This window comes from Psychrosphaera sp. F3M07 (assembly GCF_018860345.1).
Lineage (GTDB): Bacteria > Pseudomonadota > Gammaproteobacteria > Enterobacterales > Alteromonadaceae > Psychrosphaera > Psychrosphaera aquimarina.
In genome coordinates, this window is record NZ_JAHKPJ010000009.1 from 16,258 (window position 1) to 33,496 (window position 17,239).

The 17,239-nt window shown below is 36.1% G+C and carries 16 protein-coding genes and 1 riboswitch; of the genes, 8 read left to right on the forward strand and 8 right to left on the reverse strand.

Translation table 11 applies throughout. The features are described 5' to 3' along the window. Positions 1-27: 27 nt before the first annotated feature. The gene (locus KO505_RS03430; RefSeq protein WP_216054049.1) at positions 28-624 is read right to left on the reverse strand and encodes a molybdenum cofactor guanylyltransferase; all 597 of its coding nucleotides are present in this window, start codon (positions 622-624) and stop codon (positions 28-30) included. A gap of 2 nt (positions 625-626) precedes the next feature. Then, on the reverse strand, positions 627-1,598 hold the full coding sequence (moaA, locus tag KO505_RS03435) for a GTP 3',8-cyclase MoaA (RefSeq protein ID WP_216054050.1): 972 nt from the start codon (positions 1,596-1,598) through the stop codon (positions 627-629). Then, positions 1,585-1,792: riboswitch (molybdenum cofactor riboswitch) on the reverse strand. (Overlaps the previous gene by 14 nt.) Positions 1,793-1,995: 203 nt before the next feature. Between moaA and KO505_RS03440 the strand changes: the two genes are divergently transcribed. Together KO505_RS03440 and KO505_RS03445 are read left to right on the forward strand one after the other, a co-directional pair. Next, complete coding sequence (locus KO505_RS03440; protein WP_216054051.1) at positions 1,996-2,757, forward strand: molybdopterin-synthase adenylyltransferase MoeB; 762 nt, start codon at positions 1,996-1,998, stop codon at positions 2,755-2,757. Positions 2,758-2,846: 89 nt separating this feature from the next. After that, on the forward strand, positions 2,847-3,689 hold the full coding sequence (locus tag KO505_RS03445) for an ABC transporter substrate-binding protein (protein ID WP_216054052.1): 843 nt from the start codon (positions 2,847-2,849) through the stop codon (positions 3,687-3,689). Between the two features lie 31 nt (positions 3,690-3,720). Here the strand turns inward: KO505_RS03445 and KO505_RS03450 are convergent, their stop codons facing one another. The 4 genes from KO505_RS03450 to modA all read right to left on the reverse strand — a co-directional run bounded on the left by KO505_RS03450 (position 3,721) and on the right by modA (position 8,383). Then, the gene (locus KO505_RS03450) at positions 3,721-5,550 is read right to left on the reverse strand and encodes an ABC transporter ATP-binding protein (protein ID WP_216054064.1); all 1,830 of its coding nucleotides are present in this window, start codon (positions 5,548-5,550) and stop codon (positions 3,721-3,723) included. A 156-nt stretch (positions 5,551-5,706) separates the two neighbouring features. Then, on the reverse strand, positions 5,707-6,873 hold the full coding sequence (locus tag KO505_RS03455; protein ID WP_216054053.1) for an ATP-binding cassette domain-containing protein: 1,167 nt from the start codon (positions 6,871-6,873) through the stop codon (positions 5,707-5,709). Further along, on the reverse strand, positions 6,870-7,556 hold the full coding sequence (gene modB / locus KO505_RS03460; protein ID WP_216054054.1) for a molybdate ABC transporter permease subunit: 687 nt from the start codon (positions 7,554-7,556) through the stop codon (positions 6,870-6,872). Before modB ends, KO505_RS03455 begins: the two co-directional genes overlap by 4 nt. Beyond that, a complete protein-coding gene (gene modA, locus KO505_RS03465) occupies positions 7,553-8,383 on the reverse strand; it encodes a molybdate ABC transporter substrate-binding protein (RefSeq protein WP_216054055.1) in 831 nt (276 codons plus the stop codon). Before modA ends, modB begins: the two co-directional genes overlap by 4 nt. A 184-nt stretch (positions 8,384-8,567) precedes the next feature. On the opposite strand from modA, the gene KO505_RS03470 reads away from it, so the two are divergent. Then, positions 8,568-8,807 carry an RNA-binding protein gene (locus tag KO505_RS03470; RefSeq protein ID WP_216054056.1) on the forward strand — a complete coding sequence of 80 codons (240 nt, stop codon included), beginning with the start codon at positions 8,568-8,570 and terminating at the stop codon, positions 8,805-8,807. A gap of 102 nt (positions 8,808-8,909) precedes the next feature. On the opposite strand, the gene KO505_RS03475 is transcribed toward KO505_RS03470, so the two are convergent. Both KO505_RS03475 and KO505_RS03480 read right to left on the reverse strand, forming a co-directional pair. Then, a complete protein-coding gene (locus tag KO505_RS03475) occupies positions 8,910-10,106 on the reverse strand; it encodes a hypothetical protein (protein ID WP_216054057.1) in 1,197 nt (398 codons plus the stop codon). Between the two features lie 137 nt (positions 10,107-10,243). Further along, positions 10,244-11,281: a hypothetical protein gene (locus KO505_RS03480; RefSeq protein WP_216054058.1), complete on the reverse strand. Its 1,038-nt coding sequence runs from the start codon at positions 11,279-11,281 to the stop codon at positions 10,244-10,246. 326 nt (positions 11,282-11,607) lie between these two features. Here KO505_RS03480 and KO505_RS03485 point away from each other — a divergent pair, with 326 nt between their 5' ends. The 5 genes from KO505_RS03485 (at position 11,608) to KO505_RS03505 (ending at position 17,030) form a co-directional block, all read left to right on the forward strand. Further along, positions 11,608-12,852, forward strand: coding sequence for an efflux RND transporter periplasmic adaptor subunit (locus tag KO505_RS03485; protein ID WP_216054059.1), 1,245 nt, complete (start codon positions 11,608-11,610; stop codon positions 12,850-12,852). Between the two features lie 203 nt (positions 12,853-13,055). Further along, entirely contained in the window at positions 13,056-13,166 is a 111-nt protein-coding gene (locus KO505_RS03490; RefSeq protein ID WP_216054060.1) for a class IIb bacteriocin, lactobin A/cerein 7B family, read from the forward strand. Positions 13,167-13,404: 238 nt separating this feature from the next. After that, entirely contained in the window at positions 13,405-14,043 is a 639-nt protein-coding gene (locus KO505_RS03495) for a hypothetical protein (RefSeq protein WP_216054061.1), read from the forward strand. 40 nt (positions 14,044-14,083) lie between these two features. Further along, positions 14,084-14,794, forward strand: a complete 711-nt coding sequence (locus KO505_RS03500) for a hypothetical protein (protein WP_216054062.1) — start codon at positions 14,084-14,086, stop codon at positions 14,792-14,794. A gap of 94 nt (positions 14,795-14,888) precedes the next feature. Then, positions 14,889-17,030, forward strand: coding sequence for a peptidase domain-containing ABC transporter (locus KO505_RS03505; RefSeq protein WP_216054063.1), 2,142 nt, complete (start codon positions 14,889-14,891; stop codon positions 17,028-17,030). The last annotated feature ends 209 nt before the right edge of the window (positions 17,031-17,239 follow it).

The following is a 17,239-nucleotide window of genomic DNA, read 5'->3' on the forward strand; positions in this document are numbered from 1 at the left end:
TAAGCGGTGTGCCATGTTCAAATGCATCTAATTTCTGGACAAACTGTTGATTAAGTCACACCACTGCTCTGGTGTATTGGTATTGATCAACTTGTCATTTTCGCCAGTGCTTAGTTGTACAGCATCAATACGAGTTAAAAATCGTCTTATAGAACGACTCGGTTTGGTGGCCGAAATATCCGACAAAATTGCTTCCAAATATTCTCTGGTTAAATTGGAATTAGGAATAAATGCAGGAAGCGGATGTTCAATATAATGAACGGCATTATCCATAGTTAACCCGGCTTCAACCAAACATATCAATAAGTCTTCTGACAATAATGGCATATCAATTGGCAACACTATGATTGGGGCACTGTTGTGGCATAACTGACTTTGAAATAACGCACTGTGGACTCCACTAAGCGGCCCTTGATGTGGATAAATATCGGGTAAGCTACCTTCTGAAAAGTCATTACGACTAACAAAAACGTCGGTTGCGCCAATTTGTTTTAATAGTTTGATGTTTCTTTGCAGTAAGGTTTCACCGTCAATTTCTAATAAGGCTTTGTCTTCCCCCATACGTGAGGAATAACCACCGGCTAATATTAAACCGACAAAAGGTCTAATTTTATTTGTGCTCATATCTATCCCCCTAACATGGCTAAGTGCGTTGTTGCACCAGTGAAATTTTTAGCGAGTTCATGACCGACTACTTTGTTCGTCATGGCGGTGAGTAAAGCATCACAAGTTTGATCAACGCCATCTTCAGTTAAGTATGGGCGTAAATCTATGCCTTGCTCGGCAAATAAACATAAGTGCAGATTACCATTGGATGCTACGCGTAAACGATTACAAGATTTACAAAAATCAGTACTGTACGGCATGATCAAACCAAAACGGCCTTTAGACTCTGGATGGTAAAACTCTTGGGCCGGGCCAGCTAACTTGTCTTTAATGACTTGAGTCCAACCTTTTGCCAATAAGTTCTGCTTAATAAACTCACCAGAGACATGATTATCTGCAAAATATTCTTTATTGTTGCCGGTTTCCATTAACTCAATAAAACGCACAGTGACAGGTTTGTGTTTGATCCAAGTCAAATATTGATCTATTTGCCCTAAGTTAAAGGTCTTTAATAAAACGGCATTAATTTTAACATTGTTAATACCAAGCAAAGTGGCTTTGTCTACTCCGCGTAATATAGATTCAAGGTTTTGCTGACCGGTGATAGCTTGAAACAACCTTGGATCTAAACTGTCTGCGCTTACATTTAAGTGGGTTAACCCGGCATCAATCCATTCGGCGATTTTTTTCTCTAAATTAAAACCGTTGGTGGTGATGGCTATTTGTTCTATGCCTGGCGTGTCCCGACAAATTCGAATGATGTCAGTTAAGTCTTTACGGAGTCCCGGTTCACCACCGGTAATGCGGATTTTTTTCATGCCGAGTTTGGCAAATGCGCTGACTAAGGTTTTAATCTCAGGCACAGTTAGGAAGTCACGAGCCCCTGAACAGTCATAACCGTCGGGTAAGCAATAGTTGCAACTAAAATTGCAGACATCAGTGATGGATAACCGTAAGTATTCAAACTTACGGCCAAAATTGTCTTGTAACATAACACCTTTCCAAATGTGGGAGGCCAGCAACATTTCTATTGTGACCCTGGCAGTACATTTCAAACATCGAAATGACTACGGCTAATCCGCCATATTTATCAAGTTGCTGTAAAACAATAATGTTAAACATCAGCAAGTTAATAAGGTTAGGCGATGAAACGAATGAACGTATTAGCTCGGAGTTAATTTTTGTGAATCTTCATCATAACGATTTTTACTAATTAATAAACACTTGTGATGGCTTATTTTTAGACTCAAATGAAAGTGCTAATAACCAGAAATAACAATAAAGTAACGATTGTTGATCATGAAAAATGGCAAACATTATTTGTTGTTTAAACGAAACAGGTTATGCTCGGTGGTAATCATCTCCAATAAAACAACACACCTCTAAACCATGGCAAAAATAGTAAAACCGTTATCCGATCAACAACTTCTACGTTATAGCCGTCATATCATGTTGCCAAATATGGATATTGATGGGCAAGAGAAGCTTTGGAACAGCAAAGTATTAATCATTGGCGTGGGAGGTTTAGGTTGTGCTGTGGCGCAGTATTTGGCTTGTTCTGGTATTGGAAAGTTAACGCTGGTGGATGACGATAAAGTTGATAAAACCAATTTACAGAGACAAGTGCTGCATACAGAAAATAACGTAGGCTTAAATAAGTGTGACTCGGCCAAACAAAGCCTGCAACAGTTAAATAGTGAAATAACCATAGATACACACACTATACGTTTAACAGGTGAGGTCTTATTACAGACAATACAAGAGCACGATGTTGTAGTGGATTGTTCTGACAATTTAACGACTAGAAACGAATTAAATCTATTGTGTTTTAAAACCAAAACGCCATTGGTTTCTGGTGCAGCCATTAGGATGGAAGGTCAAGTTGCTACTTTTACAATGGACAAAGATCAACCTTGTTATCAATGTATAAGTTCAATGTTTGGAGAGCAGGAATTAACCTGTTCAGAGTCAGGTATTTTATCACCTGTGGTTGGCGTTATAGGATCGTTACAAGCAACTGAAACTATTAAGTTATTAGTGCAAATTGGAGAAGTTTTATCATCACGTTTATTGATGTTTGATGCTGTTACCATGTCATTTAATGAGTTTAAGTTGAACCAAAATCTGACTTGTTCGGTATGTAGTAAGTAATTCAAATTAATTGAAATTAGATAAATAAGAATTATGTGTTTTACTTAGAGCGTGACAGTGTTGCTCACTGTTTTAACTTTGAGGTTGTTTTGAAATTATATTTAGCATTTTTGTTACTCACAATTAGTTTAACTTGCCAAGCGCAAGTTATAAAAGTGCTCGCCACCTCTGAACAACAAATTGGCAGTATCGACTTTTTTCATCATTTATTAACCCGAGCCTTAGATGTAAACAAAGACCGTTATGGTGAGTATCAATTTGAATACCGCCAGTTTAAGTTTTCCCAAAATCGCAGTTTAAAAATGTTAGAGAATGGCGAGTTAGACGTTTTGCATACCATGACTAATTGGGACCGAGAAAAGGAATACCTAGCCGTAAAGTTTCCACTTGTAAAAGGCTTAATGGGACATCGGTTATTAGTGATTAATAAAAAAGATGAAGCTGTTTTTAATCAAATTTCAGAAATTGAGTTAGCTAACAAAATTGCCTGCCAAGGTTTACATTGGCCAGACTCAGACATATTAGAAGCAAATAAATTCACAGTCGCGCGAATATTAAGCTTTGAGGCCATGTATGAATTAGTCGCGAAAGGACGATGTGATTATTTCCCACGTTCAATATTGGAAATAGACAGTGAGTTATCTCGTTTTTCCGCCCTGTATCCAGAGTTAACCATCGCAAAACAAATTATGCTGATTTATCCCGCGCCGGTTTACTTTTTTGTAGAAAAGTCCAATTTTGCTTTAGCCAAACGATTACATGATGGCTTAATCCAATTAGAAAACAGTGGTGAGATGGAGCAAATATTAACGAAACAGCCATTAACTAAATCCATTTTTCCACTTAATAAGTGGAAAAATGCGCGTCAAATACACTTAATTAATCCAAACTTAGATGGCAGTATTAAATCAATAATACCAACAAAACATTAAACTTAGAGTTAACTAAATGTTTTATGTAACGTTATTCTAACCCCAAAAAACCACCGGTTTGATGTTGCCATAATTTGGCATAAATACCGTTTAGAGCAAGCAACTCAGCATGACTGCCAGACTCTACAATTTTGCCCTGATCTAAGACTAACAATCTATCCATTTGTGCAATGGTGGATAATCGGTGTGCAATGGCTAATACAGTCTTATTTTCCATTAGGTTATCTAAGCTTTTTTGAATGGCTTGCTCTACTTCAGAATCAAGTGCTGAAGTGGCTTCGTCTAAGATTAAGATAGGGGCATTTTTTAATATCACACGAGCAATAGCAATACGTTGACGTTGTCCGCCTGACAGTTTTACGCCACGTTCGCCCACTTGAACATCGTATGCGGTATTACCTTTATTATCACTTAACTTAGCTATAAATTCGTCAGCCTCTGCTGCTTTGGCCGCTGCAATAATCTCATCGGTTTGAGCATTTTGTTTACCGTAGGCAATGTTTTCTTTGATCGTACGATGTAATAAAGAAGTATCTTGCGTCACCATGCTAATGTTAGCTCTAAGGCTACGTTGGCTAACTTCTGCAATGTTTTGCCCATCAATATAAATACCGCCTTTATCGAGATTATAAAAGCGTAATAACAAGTTAACTAAGGTCGATTTTCCTGCACCAGAACGGCCAACAATACCCACTTTTTCACCGGGTTTTATCTTGATGTCTAACTGGTCAAATACGCGATTCTTTTCATCGTAGTTAAAGGTAATGTCTCTAAAATCAATCGCACCTTGTTGAATGTTAAGGTCGTTTGCTTGGTTAATATCTTGTACGTCTATTGGTTTGGCTAAGGTATTCATGCCGTCTTGCACTGTGCCTATGTTTTCAAACAAGGCAGATACTTCCCACATGATCCACTGTGACATGTTATTAATACGTAAACATAGAGCAATGGCTATTGCTATCTCGCCGGACGTAACCGATTGTTGTAACCACAAGTAAATAGCCATGCTTGCCATGCTAAATAACAAAATAGCGTTGTTGATCCAAACCGCTGAATATAACCAAGATACTAAACGCATTTGTGGATATACCGTTTGTAGAAATCCATCCATGCTGTCTTTAGCGTATTCCGCTTCTTGGTCAGTATGAGAAAACAGTTTTACGGTTGGGATATTGGTATAACTATCAACAATTCTGCCTGTCATTAACGAACGAGCGTCAGCTTGTTTTTGAGATACTTTTTTAAGCCTTGGTAATAATATTTTTAAAAGTAAGGTATAAACCACACACCATAAAATAAGTGGTGTTGATAAACGCCAATCAATATTAAAAACTAATACCCCAATAGAGATAAAATACACGCCGATATAAACCAATATATCCAACACTTTCATTACGGTTTCTCGTACCGCAAGTGAAGTTTGCATTACCTTAGTGGCTACACGACCAGCAAATTCATTTTGGAAAAACGACAGGCTTTGCGCCAATAAATAGCTATGCGCTTGCCACCTGATCTTCATTGGGTAATTACCCATTAACGTTTGGTGAGTAATTAACGACTGAATGATGACTAATAGCGGTAAAACGATAAGCACTAACGCACCCATCCAAATCAGTTGCGTTTGATTGTTCTCAATAAATGTGGCTCTGTCTTGGGTGGATAACCAGTCAACTAATTGTCCCAAAAAGCCAAATAAAGAGACTTCTAAGACCGCAATTAATGCGCCCATTAAAGAAACCACAATCACAGGGAGCATCATGCCTTTTGAGTAATACATTAAAAAAGCAAACAAACCTGTTGGCGGTTTTAGGTTTTCATTTTTAGGGAATGGGTTTGACAGTCTTTCAAAAAAAGAAAAGATCATAATAGCTAAATATCTCGTTAAATTGGGGGATGTTTGGAGTCAAACAACATACAAACAAGCAAGTGCTAAATGGTATATGAATTAGCCTTAATGCCCAACTGTTTAAGTTTAGAAATTAAGATTTATCGTTAATTATTCTTAATGAAATTAATATTAAACCGCTTTAAATTGTACAAATACGTCATCGCCAACAGCCAAGTTCATTTTCTCTAAACTTAATTGTGATATTTCGGCAAGCAGGGTTTGGCCGTTAATGTCTAATGACACCAATACTAAGTGTTGCAAGTGTTGAATATCGATGATGTTAATATCGGTAACTTGTGAGGGTAAGTGATTTAACATGCTGCTGGATAAGTTAGCTTGTTTAGACAAACTAATACGATTAGCGTCAATGATAATTGTCTTGTGAGTAAGTTGGTTCTGCTCCAAACCTTTGCAATAGATGACCAATGTATTGTCTTGTTCAGAGTTGGGGCCATTAGTTAACTGCCATTGAGTTAGATGATGTTGTGGCAATGGGGTTGGTGCACTGAGTTCCAATTTAGAAAATACGGTTTGGTTACTGGTGGTCGTTAATTTTGGAATTAATATTTCACTGACGCCAATCTGACTAACCTTACCGTTTTTAATCACGATTAAATTGTCTGTCGTAAGTGCGAGTTCTTTTAATGAGTGGCTCACAATGACAAAATAGAGTTGATAGTTTTGCTGTAACTGTACAAGCAAACTCAGCAGCTCTGTTCGGGTATTCCAATCTAATGCTGAAAAAGGTTCATCTAACAAAATAATAGGTTTGCCACACAATAAGCTACGGGCTAGATTCACTCTTTGTTGTTCACCTCCAGATAAGCTCGTACTGGTTTGGTTTAACAAATGTTGAATACCACACCAATCAATCACTTGCTCTAAACTAAACGGACATGAACTAGTCCAAGATGAATGTTTAATTACAAAAGTTAAATTTGCCAGTACCGTAAGGTTAGGGAAAAGCTGCGCTTGTTGTGTTTGCAATAAACACGGATTTTGATCTGCGGGAAGTTTATCAATACGCTGATCTTGCCAATGCGCTTTGTATTCTATTTGTTTTTTTAAACCTGTATCCATACCTGCAATCGTGCGTAATAACGTCGATTTCCCCGCGCCAGAATCGCCAAATATGCCAACAATACCTTGTGATAGAGGCAGGATTACGTCGATATCTAAAGACAATGAGGAATGGTCATCTTTCTGTTTCTCAGATATATGTTTAATTGTACGCTGAACCTTGATGTGTAAATCATCATTACTAGATATATGCGAATTTTCTATTGGCGTATTCATGATTTATTTAACGTATAAAAAGATTTATTAAATTTGTATAACAAGGTCAAACTGACAAAAGAAAAACACAATAAGACTAGCGCCAAATTATGTGCTTTGTCATAACTTAACATTTCAACATGGTTATATAGGGCAATAGACAATACTTGTGTTTCGCCTGGAATATTACCACCAATCATTAACACTAAACCAAACTCACCCAAGGTATGAGCAAAGCCTAATGTTGCGGCGCTGATAATACTTGGTTTGATTAAAGGTAAGATCAAAAATACAAAACGTTTAAAGGGCGGAACCCCTAAACTCGACGCGACTTGATCGTACTGATGGCCTAATTGAGAAAAACCAACCATGAGAGGTTGTACTACAAAAGGCAATGAATAAATTAACGAACCTAACAAAATGCCACTGAAACTAAATACCAATTGTTCGCCAGTTAAGCTTAACCAAAACGAGCCAAACCAAGTGTCAGGGGAAAAGGCCACAAGCAGATAAAACCCTAAAACCGTAGGGGGCAATACTAAAGGCAGGGCAACCAAAGCTTCAAATATAGGTTTTAATTTGCCTTGGTATTTAGTTAACCACCAAGCTAAAGGTATGCCAATAAATAACAATAAAATGACGGTTAAACCCGCAAGTTTGATAGTTAGCCAAAGGGCTTGTGCATCTGCAAACCAGTCGGTCATTTATTGTTTCCTGCTAATGATGTCGAAACGGCTGTATAACCCATTTTTTCTAACTTAGATTGCACGGTTGGTGATAATAAGTATTCTACTAATCGATGAACCTCATGGATATGTTTACTGCGTTTTAATATTACTAATTGCTGTTCAATGGTTTGGTAATGCTGGTTTGGGATCAACCAATAATGGTTATATTTTTCTTGTTTGAGTTGCAGCTGCGCTTGTATTAATAAAGATAAGGGAATAAAACCTAAATCCACATTATTGCTATCTGCAAACTGAAACACCTGATTAACATTGTTGCCTAAAATTACATTATTTTGCTTAAGCTTTAATGAATCTAACGTTTGCTCTGCAGCCAGCCCAAACGGAGCAAGCTTAGGATTCGCGTACGCTAATTTTCCTTTGTTGGATTGTAAAACCTCAGTGTAGCTGGCTTTGCTCGAGCCTGATTTATTGGATGGATGCTTATATAGGTTTGTTTTATTTGACCATAAGGCTAATTTACCCAGCGCATAAGTTTGTCGTGAAAGGGTGAGCTTATCTTGTTCAAGTAATTGCGGGCGTAGAGTGTCGGCCGATAAAAACAAATCAAATGGCGCACCTTGTTTAATTTGAGCGTACAACATACCGCTAGAGCCGGAAGATAACTTAAACTGTATTTGTTTGTTTTTAGGGTAATTTTTTAATAATTGAGTCAAGCTGTAATGGAAGTTACTGGCTACGGCAATTTTTATGTCTGTATTAGCTTGCAGGGTAGTAGAGGATAAAATAAACAATAATAAACTGCACAGGCTGAAGAATCGTTTTTGGGATACTAAGAAAGTCATCTAGCGCATATTGTTTGTCATTAATGGTAAGAATCGTAATGTAACGGAGGTTAAAATGAAAGTGCTAATAATTAACCCAATGCACTTTAGGTCTTGATCCAATGGTTATTACTTGGCATATGTTGCTTTGTCTGGGACAATGTACAACTATTGATATTATCCACAACAAAAGCAAGGCTCAGAGATGAAAATATTAGTTCGTAACCTTTCACGTTCTACCACCGAGGACGAATTATCTGAAGTATTCTCCAAGTTTGGTGACATTGAATATTGTAATTTAGTGTTAGACAAAATGTCTGGAAAATCAAAAGGTTTTGGTTTTGTTGAGATTGCTGATGATAAAAAAGCGTTGTTAGCTATCGTTAAATTGAACGGCACTGTATTAGGCGGCAAACCTATCCGTGTGAAAAAAGCAGACGAATAGTAAAACAACAATTTAATCATTATAGAAAAGCCACTTAGTGGCTTTTTGCGTTTTTGACACATATAAACCATTTTTGGCAAATTTTATGTATCGCCTTCATACTCACGACCACATATTATAATTTAACAATAAAAATCTCACTTTTTTGACCTCAGCAGAGTCACAACCGATATTTCCATCGTTAAAAAAAGCACTAAGTGAAACACCTTGATATCTCATAGCAATATCTTTTAAAGGAACCATTCTATTATGATTCGAGAATATTTTCTGTTTGAAAGCTCGGTCGATTTTAAAGTCGTGGCTAGTGTATATTTCAGAGCTAATTTCAGTTCCTGTATAGACTTGTGTTGTTGTGCGTTTATATTTCTCTACATAATGGTAAACATCTTTATCTTGTAGACATGATCTTGCATATCCAATAGAAAATGCAACATACATTTCTTGAAGTAGGTGATGGAAATTAGGGGCTAAAATGTACTTAATGATGGTTTTGTTATCCCGTGATAGATGATAAGCAATCACTTTAAATTTTGAAAAGCTCTGATTAGCAAGTTTTAGACTGTCTGTATCAGTTTCTTTAACACGATAAAATATACCACTGTGAAAGTTATACTCAGCAACTTGTTTTTCATCTCTGGTATAAAGTTTGAGGTTACAGATTTTATTGTTCGTACAATTACTAACGTTTCTTGATCTTGAATAAAAGGTTTTGGTTAAATATTCAATAACGTCATCAGAATAATCCGCTTTTATCTCCTCAACAAATAAACCAAATTTCGTTCTATAATCTTTAGCTAGTGCCCCTCTAGGTGGCGTTAACGATAACCTTTCAGCTTGTTCAACATATGAGGAATCTGCGATAGGTAACGTTTTCATTACTTCCTTTGCTTTTGATAAAGCCTCTGCAGGAAGTTTCATTTTTTTGGTGCCAAAGTTTAAGCCAAAAATGAAACTATTGGGGAGAGTAGTATCCGTAAAAGTAGATAAATCAAAACGCCACTTTCTGCAGGTCCCTTCAATAATATCTAAATCAAAGTCTTCATCGTCTTTATAAAGTGTTTGGCAGTTTTGCACCTTCCCATAAACGTCAATGTCTAGTTTTGCAATAAGGCTTCCCGAGGTATTTTCTTGTCCTCGTTGGTACATCAAACTGATATACCTGTCTGGCTTTTTATAATTGTCTGGCCAAACACTGATACTGTTTTCGTTAATAATTAATACAGGATCGGAAATATGAAACTTGGCATACGCTTCATTAACCGTTAAAAAAAACAATAATAATAAGAGTTTAATATTCATAGCGCCTTAAAATCCATCTCGGTTAAGCAAGCTCATAGTATCAGTAGTGATTAATCAATTTTTTCTAACAGTGCATCGATTTCTGCTTCTCTGTTACGTTCTTTCTGTTCATATTTTTTCTTGTGTATTTCTTTTATTTATTTATTCTTTATCGCTGCTTCTTTTCTAAGAGTTATTAATTTGATATTGAGCTTATCAATAATGCCTTCCTCTTCTAAAGCTTTGGTGATGAGCTTACTTCTTTCGTATCCTCTAAACGGGATTAATGCTGCGAATAAACCAATTGGTTCATTAATTTGTTGCACGTATATGTTAATTTCATTAGATGATGTTTTGATAATTGCTTTCATTTTCTCAAACAAGGCCTGTTCAAACTTATTAGAGTGAAAAGGCTGTGATTCAATATCTCGAATCAATTCATTACGATTGGGGTAATTAGCTAACAAATCTGGCTTCCATTCGACACAATTTGAGCTAGAGTTATATACCCCATTTTCTATGTTAGATAATGTCCTTAATCCGGATATCCCAGATTCCGTAAATGAAGTGATGTTATCAGCAGCGTTATCCAGCATAACTTGGTAGGATCTCCTAAACTCCCTATGATCTTTGACTAAGTTTCTTGGATCCAATAATAGTGCGTTTTGGATATAGTCAATCTCATATTCAATCACTTTTATTTGGTTAGCGAGTTTCAGTGCTGGCTCCCGTTTTAACCTTTTTTTGGAAAATTGGCTTATCAAGGCGTCTCTTTTTTTGTTTAGTCGGTTTAAATTGTCTTGTTTAATGTTGCTTAAACGTTTGAATGAATAATTTGACTTTTTTCTAGAGAGAAGATCAATTGCTGCATGGTATGGGCGTAATATATTAAGCACATTCTGATATTCATTTAGTGAAATAATACCTTTAAAAGAGTTAATATATTTGCACTCACTTGGCGTTATATAACTGTATGCATTATTACCAATGTGCCTAGACTCTGGGAGTTCTATTAAGTACTTTTTTGAGTAAATTGAATAACGCTTTTCAATCTTAGTAGCTAAATTACTCGGTACAGTAACCTCTGATGCTATATCTTGATATTGATATGTTGTTGCACATGCACTGATCAAAAGAGATGAAAAAAATATCATGAGTAAAGCTCTAGGTATTTTTATTTTAGAAAAGTTACGCACAATTTCCCTCAACTGAATAATATAAAAGCTGTATGAAATTTATACCAAATAAAAACCTACAAGTAAATGCGTTAACAGATATGGGCAAGTTAAACTTGATAAAAGTGGAAATGGAACGCTTTTTACCAATATTATCAACTTGATACATTACAATACTCAAAAAAGCACAGATAAATTAATAAAGCTTCATTAAATTGTTTTCTTACCAAACATTAAGGAGATTATCGTTAAAACAATAAATGATTAAAAAGTAGACAATAAATTTGACAAAGTCATTTTCCATACAATAATTACCTTTATTAGGAAAATGACAGCCAGGAACAGATATGTCTTTATTTAGAAAGGAAGCTATTTCACATCAAAATGGGCGGTTAGTTGGCGCAATTGTGTTAACTCAACCTATGTCTCTTAAGCTCACCGTTATCTCAATATTGTTAATCGCTAGTTCTATTATTGTTTTTCTTTTTACTGCCGAGTACTCCCGCAAAGAAACCGTACGTGGCTTTTTAATGCCTAATAAAGGCGTGATCAAAAGCTTGGTAAATCAGAGCGGCACAATTGAAAAGGTATGGGTCAAAGAGGGTGACAAGGTAACTAAAGGGCAAGTATTAGTGTCCTTGAGAGTACAACAAAATAATCATGAAGGCATTGCTGTCAGCCAACAGTTAATAGCACAGTTAAATAGACAATCCTTATTATTCGACGATGAGCTCAAGCAACATCATTCCCTGCAAAAACAGCAAGTACTTAACCTAAAACAAAATATAGAATCATTAATTAAAGAACAAGCTGCACTCGAAGAACAATTATTATTGGCTCAACAAAAATTTACGTTATTGCAGAATCAACAAGGTGACTTTCGTAAGTTGAATAATAATGGTTATTTATCTGAGTTAGAAAAAGATAACCAACTCCAGTCATTATTAAGCGTTCAGCTTGAGCAAAAAAATATAACTAGATTGTTATTACAGCAAAGAAAAGAGCTGAACTTAGCGGAATATAATTTAGCAAGAGCCCCTCAGCAATACGCCTTACAAGTTAATACTATTAACCGTCAAAAAGTGGAAGTTGATCGTCAAATTTCGCAACTAACCAGTAATTACGAATATACCGTTACTGCCAGTCATAATGGCACAGTAACCGGAGTACAAGTTGTTGAAGGACAAGCTGTGCAAACATCTAAATTACTCATGTTTATTCTACCAGCGGGAAGCGAACTAGTGGCTGAATTGTTATTACCGACTCGTTCAGTTGGTTTTGTTCAATCAGGGCAATTTGCGCGGTTACGATTTGATGCATTCCCTTATCAACGTTTTGGATTTATACAAAGCCAAATTACTAGAATAGATAAAGCCTTAATTACACCTAATGAAGCGCAGTTGCCTGTGCAATTAAATGAACCTATGTATCGCCTAAGAGCTAAGTTAGAACATCAACAATTTGTTGCTTACGGTAAGCAAATAGAGCTTATCAGCGGAATGTTATTTGAAGCCGACATTATGTTAGAGCAACGCACATTAATCGAGTGGTTATTCGAACCTGTTTATAGCCTAAAAGGGCGAATCAGTTAACACATTTAAAAGGATTTTCTAAAGAGGTTGTGGGTAGTAAAACACCTGTTGGGAAATATGTGGCTGGCCTAGTTAATCTTTGGCAAGAGCAACTAATACCAGCTTAATTAAGGGCTAATTACAGTGATTAATACTGTATTAGTTAATAAACAACCCCGACAGACTTTTGTATAAAAGTTTATGTCGGATACAAGGAGTAAATTATGCGTGAATTAAGCGTAAATGAAGTAGAACAAGTAAATGGGGGCTTAGCTGATTTAGCTATAGTCGGAATTGTAGCTTTGGTTGCAATGATATTAGCTTATAAAAAATAAAAGGAGTAGTTATGAAAGAGCTAAATTTAAGTGAGATTGAGCAGGTATCTGGCGGAATGGACCCAGTGTTAGCGATTGTAATAATTGTAGGTTATTACTTTAAATATATATCTAATTAAGATCTATTATATCCCTTCATATTGAAGGGATATATTTAGCAAAATTAAATTTGAAAATTATGTGTATACGAATATTCACCTTATCAGTTCTATGTTTCATTATTAGCAGCTGTTCAACTATGGGAAAGGTTGCAAAAGTTAGTTTTATTTCTGTAAAAGAAATATATGCAGTTCAACCAGAATCAATTAGATCTAATTACCCCGATTGGATGAAAAGAACTTTTTTCACATCGGAATTGTTAACAACGGATTACGAAAAATGGAGGGTGCGTCTTCATTCAAAAGCTAACCTTGAACAGTACTTCTTGAATAATAAGACGTTTACAGAACTTGAATATGAGCTGAACTTTGAAACTCATCGAGTTACTGTTGAGCTATTATTTGAACAAAAAATAGAGGTGTTACAAGATAATGAACAATATTATGCTTATGACTTTTCATTCTCTAATAGCGGTAAGTCATTATGGAAAGATTATCAAAATCACTTTTATGAAATGGAAAAGCCTTGGTTTAACTACCCAGTTTCACCCGAATTACCTGCGAATATTAAACGTGAAATAGAGTCGATTCTTTACAATTATGCTCCTAATTGGGGATACCTTTCATTAAGAGAATTTATGGAGTTATTTGAATTAAATACAGAAAGACGTTGGGAAGACTTCTGTTTTTGGAATAACTATCAATATGACGACTCTTCAGTGTGTGGCGATATTCGGATTGAGGATGACCTTGATGCAATGCAAGGTGCGAACAATTGATTTTTTAATCTTGTAATAAATAGAAAAAGTAGAGGGAATTATGATTTATAAATTACTGATCAAAATATTACTGCTGTTTGTCATTAGCTCGTGCAGCACTATGGGGAAAGTTGCTAAAAACACCTTCATTTATGGTACTGAATTTTATCGGGCGCAACCTAAAATTGTTACAGATAACTACCCTGAGCATTTTAATAAAACGTTTTATACCGGCGCTTTGTTCATCACGGATTATAACGTTTGGCGTATTCGGATTGTCAGTGAAACAGATATGACCGAATTTATTGATGAAAACCAAATTTTAGTAGACCTGGAGTACGAATTTGAATTCCAAGATTATCGAAAAACAGTGCCGCTAATATTTGAATCTTATGAGTTAATTGAAACCGATGATGCTGAGTTACATGCATTTGATTTTGCTTTTTCACCGGAAGGGCGGGCATTTTGGTTAACTTTTCATAATCTGATGTTTGAAATGAAAAGGCCTTGGTTTCATTATCCAATGTCTCCTCAATTACCACTCGAGATGAAAAGAACCGTAACCTCTGTGGAATATAACTTTGTTCCAGATTGGGGGTTTTTAACTCTGAGAGAATTTATGGATATGTTTGAGTTGAATACAGATAAAAAATGGGATGAGTTCTGTTTTTGGAATAACTATTCATACGATGACACTTCAGTGTGTGGCGAAATTCAAATAGAAGATGATCCTGATTCGCGACAAGAATCAACAACACATGCTGACATTTAAATGCACTATTAATTCATATGTATTAAATACGCATAGAGGGGAAGTTTTATTTTTATTGGTGTTATAGGACGTTAATTAACCTAAGGATATAGGCATGGATGACAGTCAAAATGAACCGAACAACTTAATTAAATTTTCAGTAGGACGAACGGTTCCACTTATTCTTCAAGCAGAAATTGCAGAATGCGGTTTAGCTTCCATGGCGATGATTGCTAGTTATCATGGCCATAAGCTTGATTTACAAGCTATGCGTAAACGTTACAGTGCAAACTTAAAAGGCATGAATCTACAGCAGCTTATTGAAGTTGGTGACAGTTTAGGTCTAGCGAGTCGTGCGCTGCAATGTCCATTAAATGAGATTCATAAGCTGAATCTACCTTGCATCCTACATTGGGATATGAATCATTTTGTTGTGTTAACGCAAGTTACCGGGCGAGACAAAAAAGCCAAGTTCTATTTTAATGATCCAGCCAGTGGCAAGCGTACTCTGAATTTAGAACAATTTAGTAAGCACTTTACCGGAATATGTTTGGAGTTAACGCCCACAAGTAAATTTGAAATAAAACAAGAACAACAAAGGATGAAACTCTCTCAATTGTGGAGTTCAATGTCCGGGTTAAAATCTGGCCTCATTAAGTTATTAGGCTTGTCTATGGTATTACAACTATTTGTGTTGATGACCCCGTATTATATGCAGTGGGTTGTGGATGAAGTTCTGGTGAGTTTTGATAAACCGTTATTGATGGTTTTAGCCATTGGTTTTGCATTAATCGCAATATTATCGGTATTCACCAATGCGGTGAGAAGTTGGCTTATCTTACGTTTATCAAGTGTGTTAAATATGCAAATGGGCGTGAATTTGTTGTCCCATTTATTGCGTTTGCCTATGTCTTATTTTGAATCTCGCCATATTGGCGATGTTGTATCGAGGTTTGGTTCGTTGGCTCAAATTAGAGAACGGATCACGACGGGTTTTGTTGAAACCTTTGTTGATGGAGTTATGGCAATTACTGTGTTGGTTATGATGTTGTTATATTCCGTTAAATTAGCCTTTGTCGTGTTGGGAGCTATCGTACTTTATACATTGATTAGGCTTGTTTTGTATCGGCCATTGCATTTGGCCACAGAAGAACTCATTCAGAATTCAGCAAAAGAACAAACCAACTTTTTAGAAAATATACGTGCTATGCAAACCATCAAGTTATTTGGCAACGAGTCTCAGCAGCAAGGGATTTGGCAAAACCGATATGCAGAAGTGATTAATAGCGAGATCCGACTTGGCCGATTAAAAATAAGTTTTGATTCCTTTAACAAGTTGTTATTTGGTTTAGAGAATGTGTTAGTGATTTATTTTGCGGCTTTGTTAGTGATTGAAAACAGCTTAACCATTGGCATGATACTGGCCTTTATTGCTTATAAAAACCAACTCACAGAACGTTATACCACACTGATTGAACAGGTAATTCAGTTTAAAATGATGCGATTACACTTAGACAGAATCGCGGATATTGCATTATCACCACAAGAATTGAATAGAGAGGGCATTGGAGATCTTAACAATATAAAAGGGCAATTAACGCTGGAAAATGTTTGTTTTAGTTATGGTGATGATCAACAAAAGATCTTAACCAATATTAATTTAACCTTAAATTCTGGTGACTGTATCGCCATCACTGGCGTGTCGGGCGCTGGCAAAACAACCTTAATGAAGATCATGCTGGGCTTGTTACAGCCTACCAGCGGTAAAGTATTGTTGGATGGTAGAGATATTAATCAGATTGGCCTTAAACACTATAGAAAATCTATTGCTGCCGTAATGCAAGATGACACTTTATTATCTGGTTCTATTGCCGACAATATTAGTTTTTTTGATCCACAGGCTGATTATTCTCATGTAGAGCGTTGCGCCCAATTAGCTAATCTCACGACAGATATTCAAAACATGACCATGGGTTTTAATTCAGTGGTGGGTGATATGGGGTCAAATTTATCCGGAGGCCAAATCCAACGGGTATTATTAGCCAGAGCGTTATATGGCAAACCGGCTGTATTATTTATGGATGAAGCCACAAGTCATTTAGACAGTAATAATGAAAAACAGATCAGTGAACAAATACAGCAATTAAATATGACTCGTATACTCATCGCACATCGACAAGAAACCATTAATATTGCGCAAACTGTATATACCTTAAAAGATGGGGAGTTGTTTTTATCAAAATCAGCTGCAGACTAGAAGTCGTTTTACTGGTTTTTTACAGTGTTGGCTTAGCAAAAGTACAGCAAAGTGGGAGAGAGAGTGGATATTCACTCTAACACAAATATTCCTTAAGAAAATTAACGCCCTGTTAAGGGGCAAATTGTAGTTGGCTAAAATGTGAAGCGAAGCGGAACCAGCCAACTGTAATTTGTCCCGCTTTAACAGCTTGATACTTATAGAGCCTC

Excerpts from the sequence above, each read along its gene's own strand:
- KO505_RS03440 (WP_216054051.1), top strand. The coding sequence starts at position 1,996 with ATGGCAAAAATAGTAAAACCGTTATCCGATCAACAACTTCTACGTTAT.
- KO505_RS03500 (WP_216054062.1), top strand. The coding sequence starts at position 14,084 with ATGATTTATAAATTACTGATCAAAATATTACTGCTGTTTGTCATTAGC.
- KO505_RS03505 (WP_216054063.1), top strand. The coding sequence starts at position 14,889 with ATGGATGACAGTCAAAATGAACCGAACAACTTAATTAAATTTTCAGTA.
- KO505_RS03455 (WP_216054053.1), bottom strand. The coding sequence starts at position 6,873 with ATGAATACGCCAATAGAAAATTCGCATATATCTAGTAATGATGATTTA.
- moaA (WP_216054050.1), bottom strand. The coding sequence starts at position 1,598 with ATGTTACAAGACAATTTTGGCCGTAAGTTTGAATACTTACGGTTATCC.
- modA (WP_216054055.1), bottom strand. The coding sequence starts at position 8,383 with ATGACTTTCTTAGTATCCCAAAAACGATTCTTCAGCCTGTGCAGTTTA.
- KO505_RS03470 (WP_216054056.1), top strand. The coding sequence starts at position 8,568 with ATGAAAATATTAGTTCGTAACCTTTCACGTTCTACCACCGAGGACGAA.
- KO505_RS03485 (WP_216054059.1), top strand. The coding sequence starts at position 11,608 with ATGTCTTTATTTAGAAAGGAAGCTATTTCACATCAAAATGGGCGGTTA.
- KO505_RS03475 (WP_216054057.1), bottom strand. The coding sequence starts at position 10,106 with ATGAATATTAAACTCTTATTATTATTGTTTTTTTTAACGGTTAATGAA.
- KO505_RS03495 (WP_216054061.1), top strand. The coding sequence starts at position 13,405 with ATGGGAAAGGTTGCAAAAGTTAGTTTTATTTCTGTAAAAGAAATATAT.
- modB (WP_216054054.1), bottom strand. The coding sequence starts at position 7,556 with ATGACCGACTGGTTTGCAGATGCACAAGCCCTTTGGCTAACTATCAAA.
- KO505_RS03430 (WP_216054049.1), bottom strand. The coding sequence starts at position 624 with ATGAGCACAAATAAAATTAGACCTTTTGTCGGTTTAATATTAGCCGGT.
- KO505_RS03490 (WP_216054060.1), top strand. The coding sequence starts at position 13,056 with ATGCGTGAATTAAGCGTAAATGAAGTAGAACAAGTAAATGGGGGCTTA.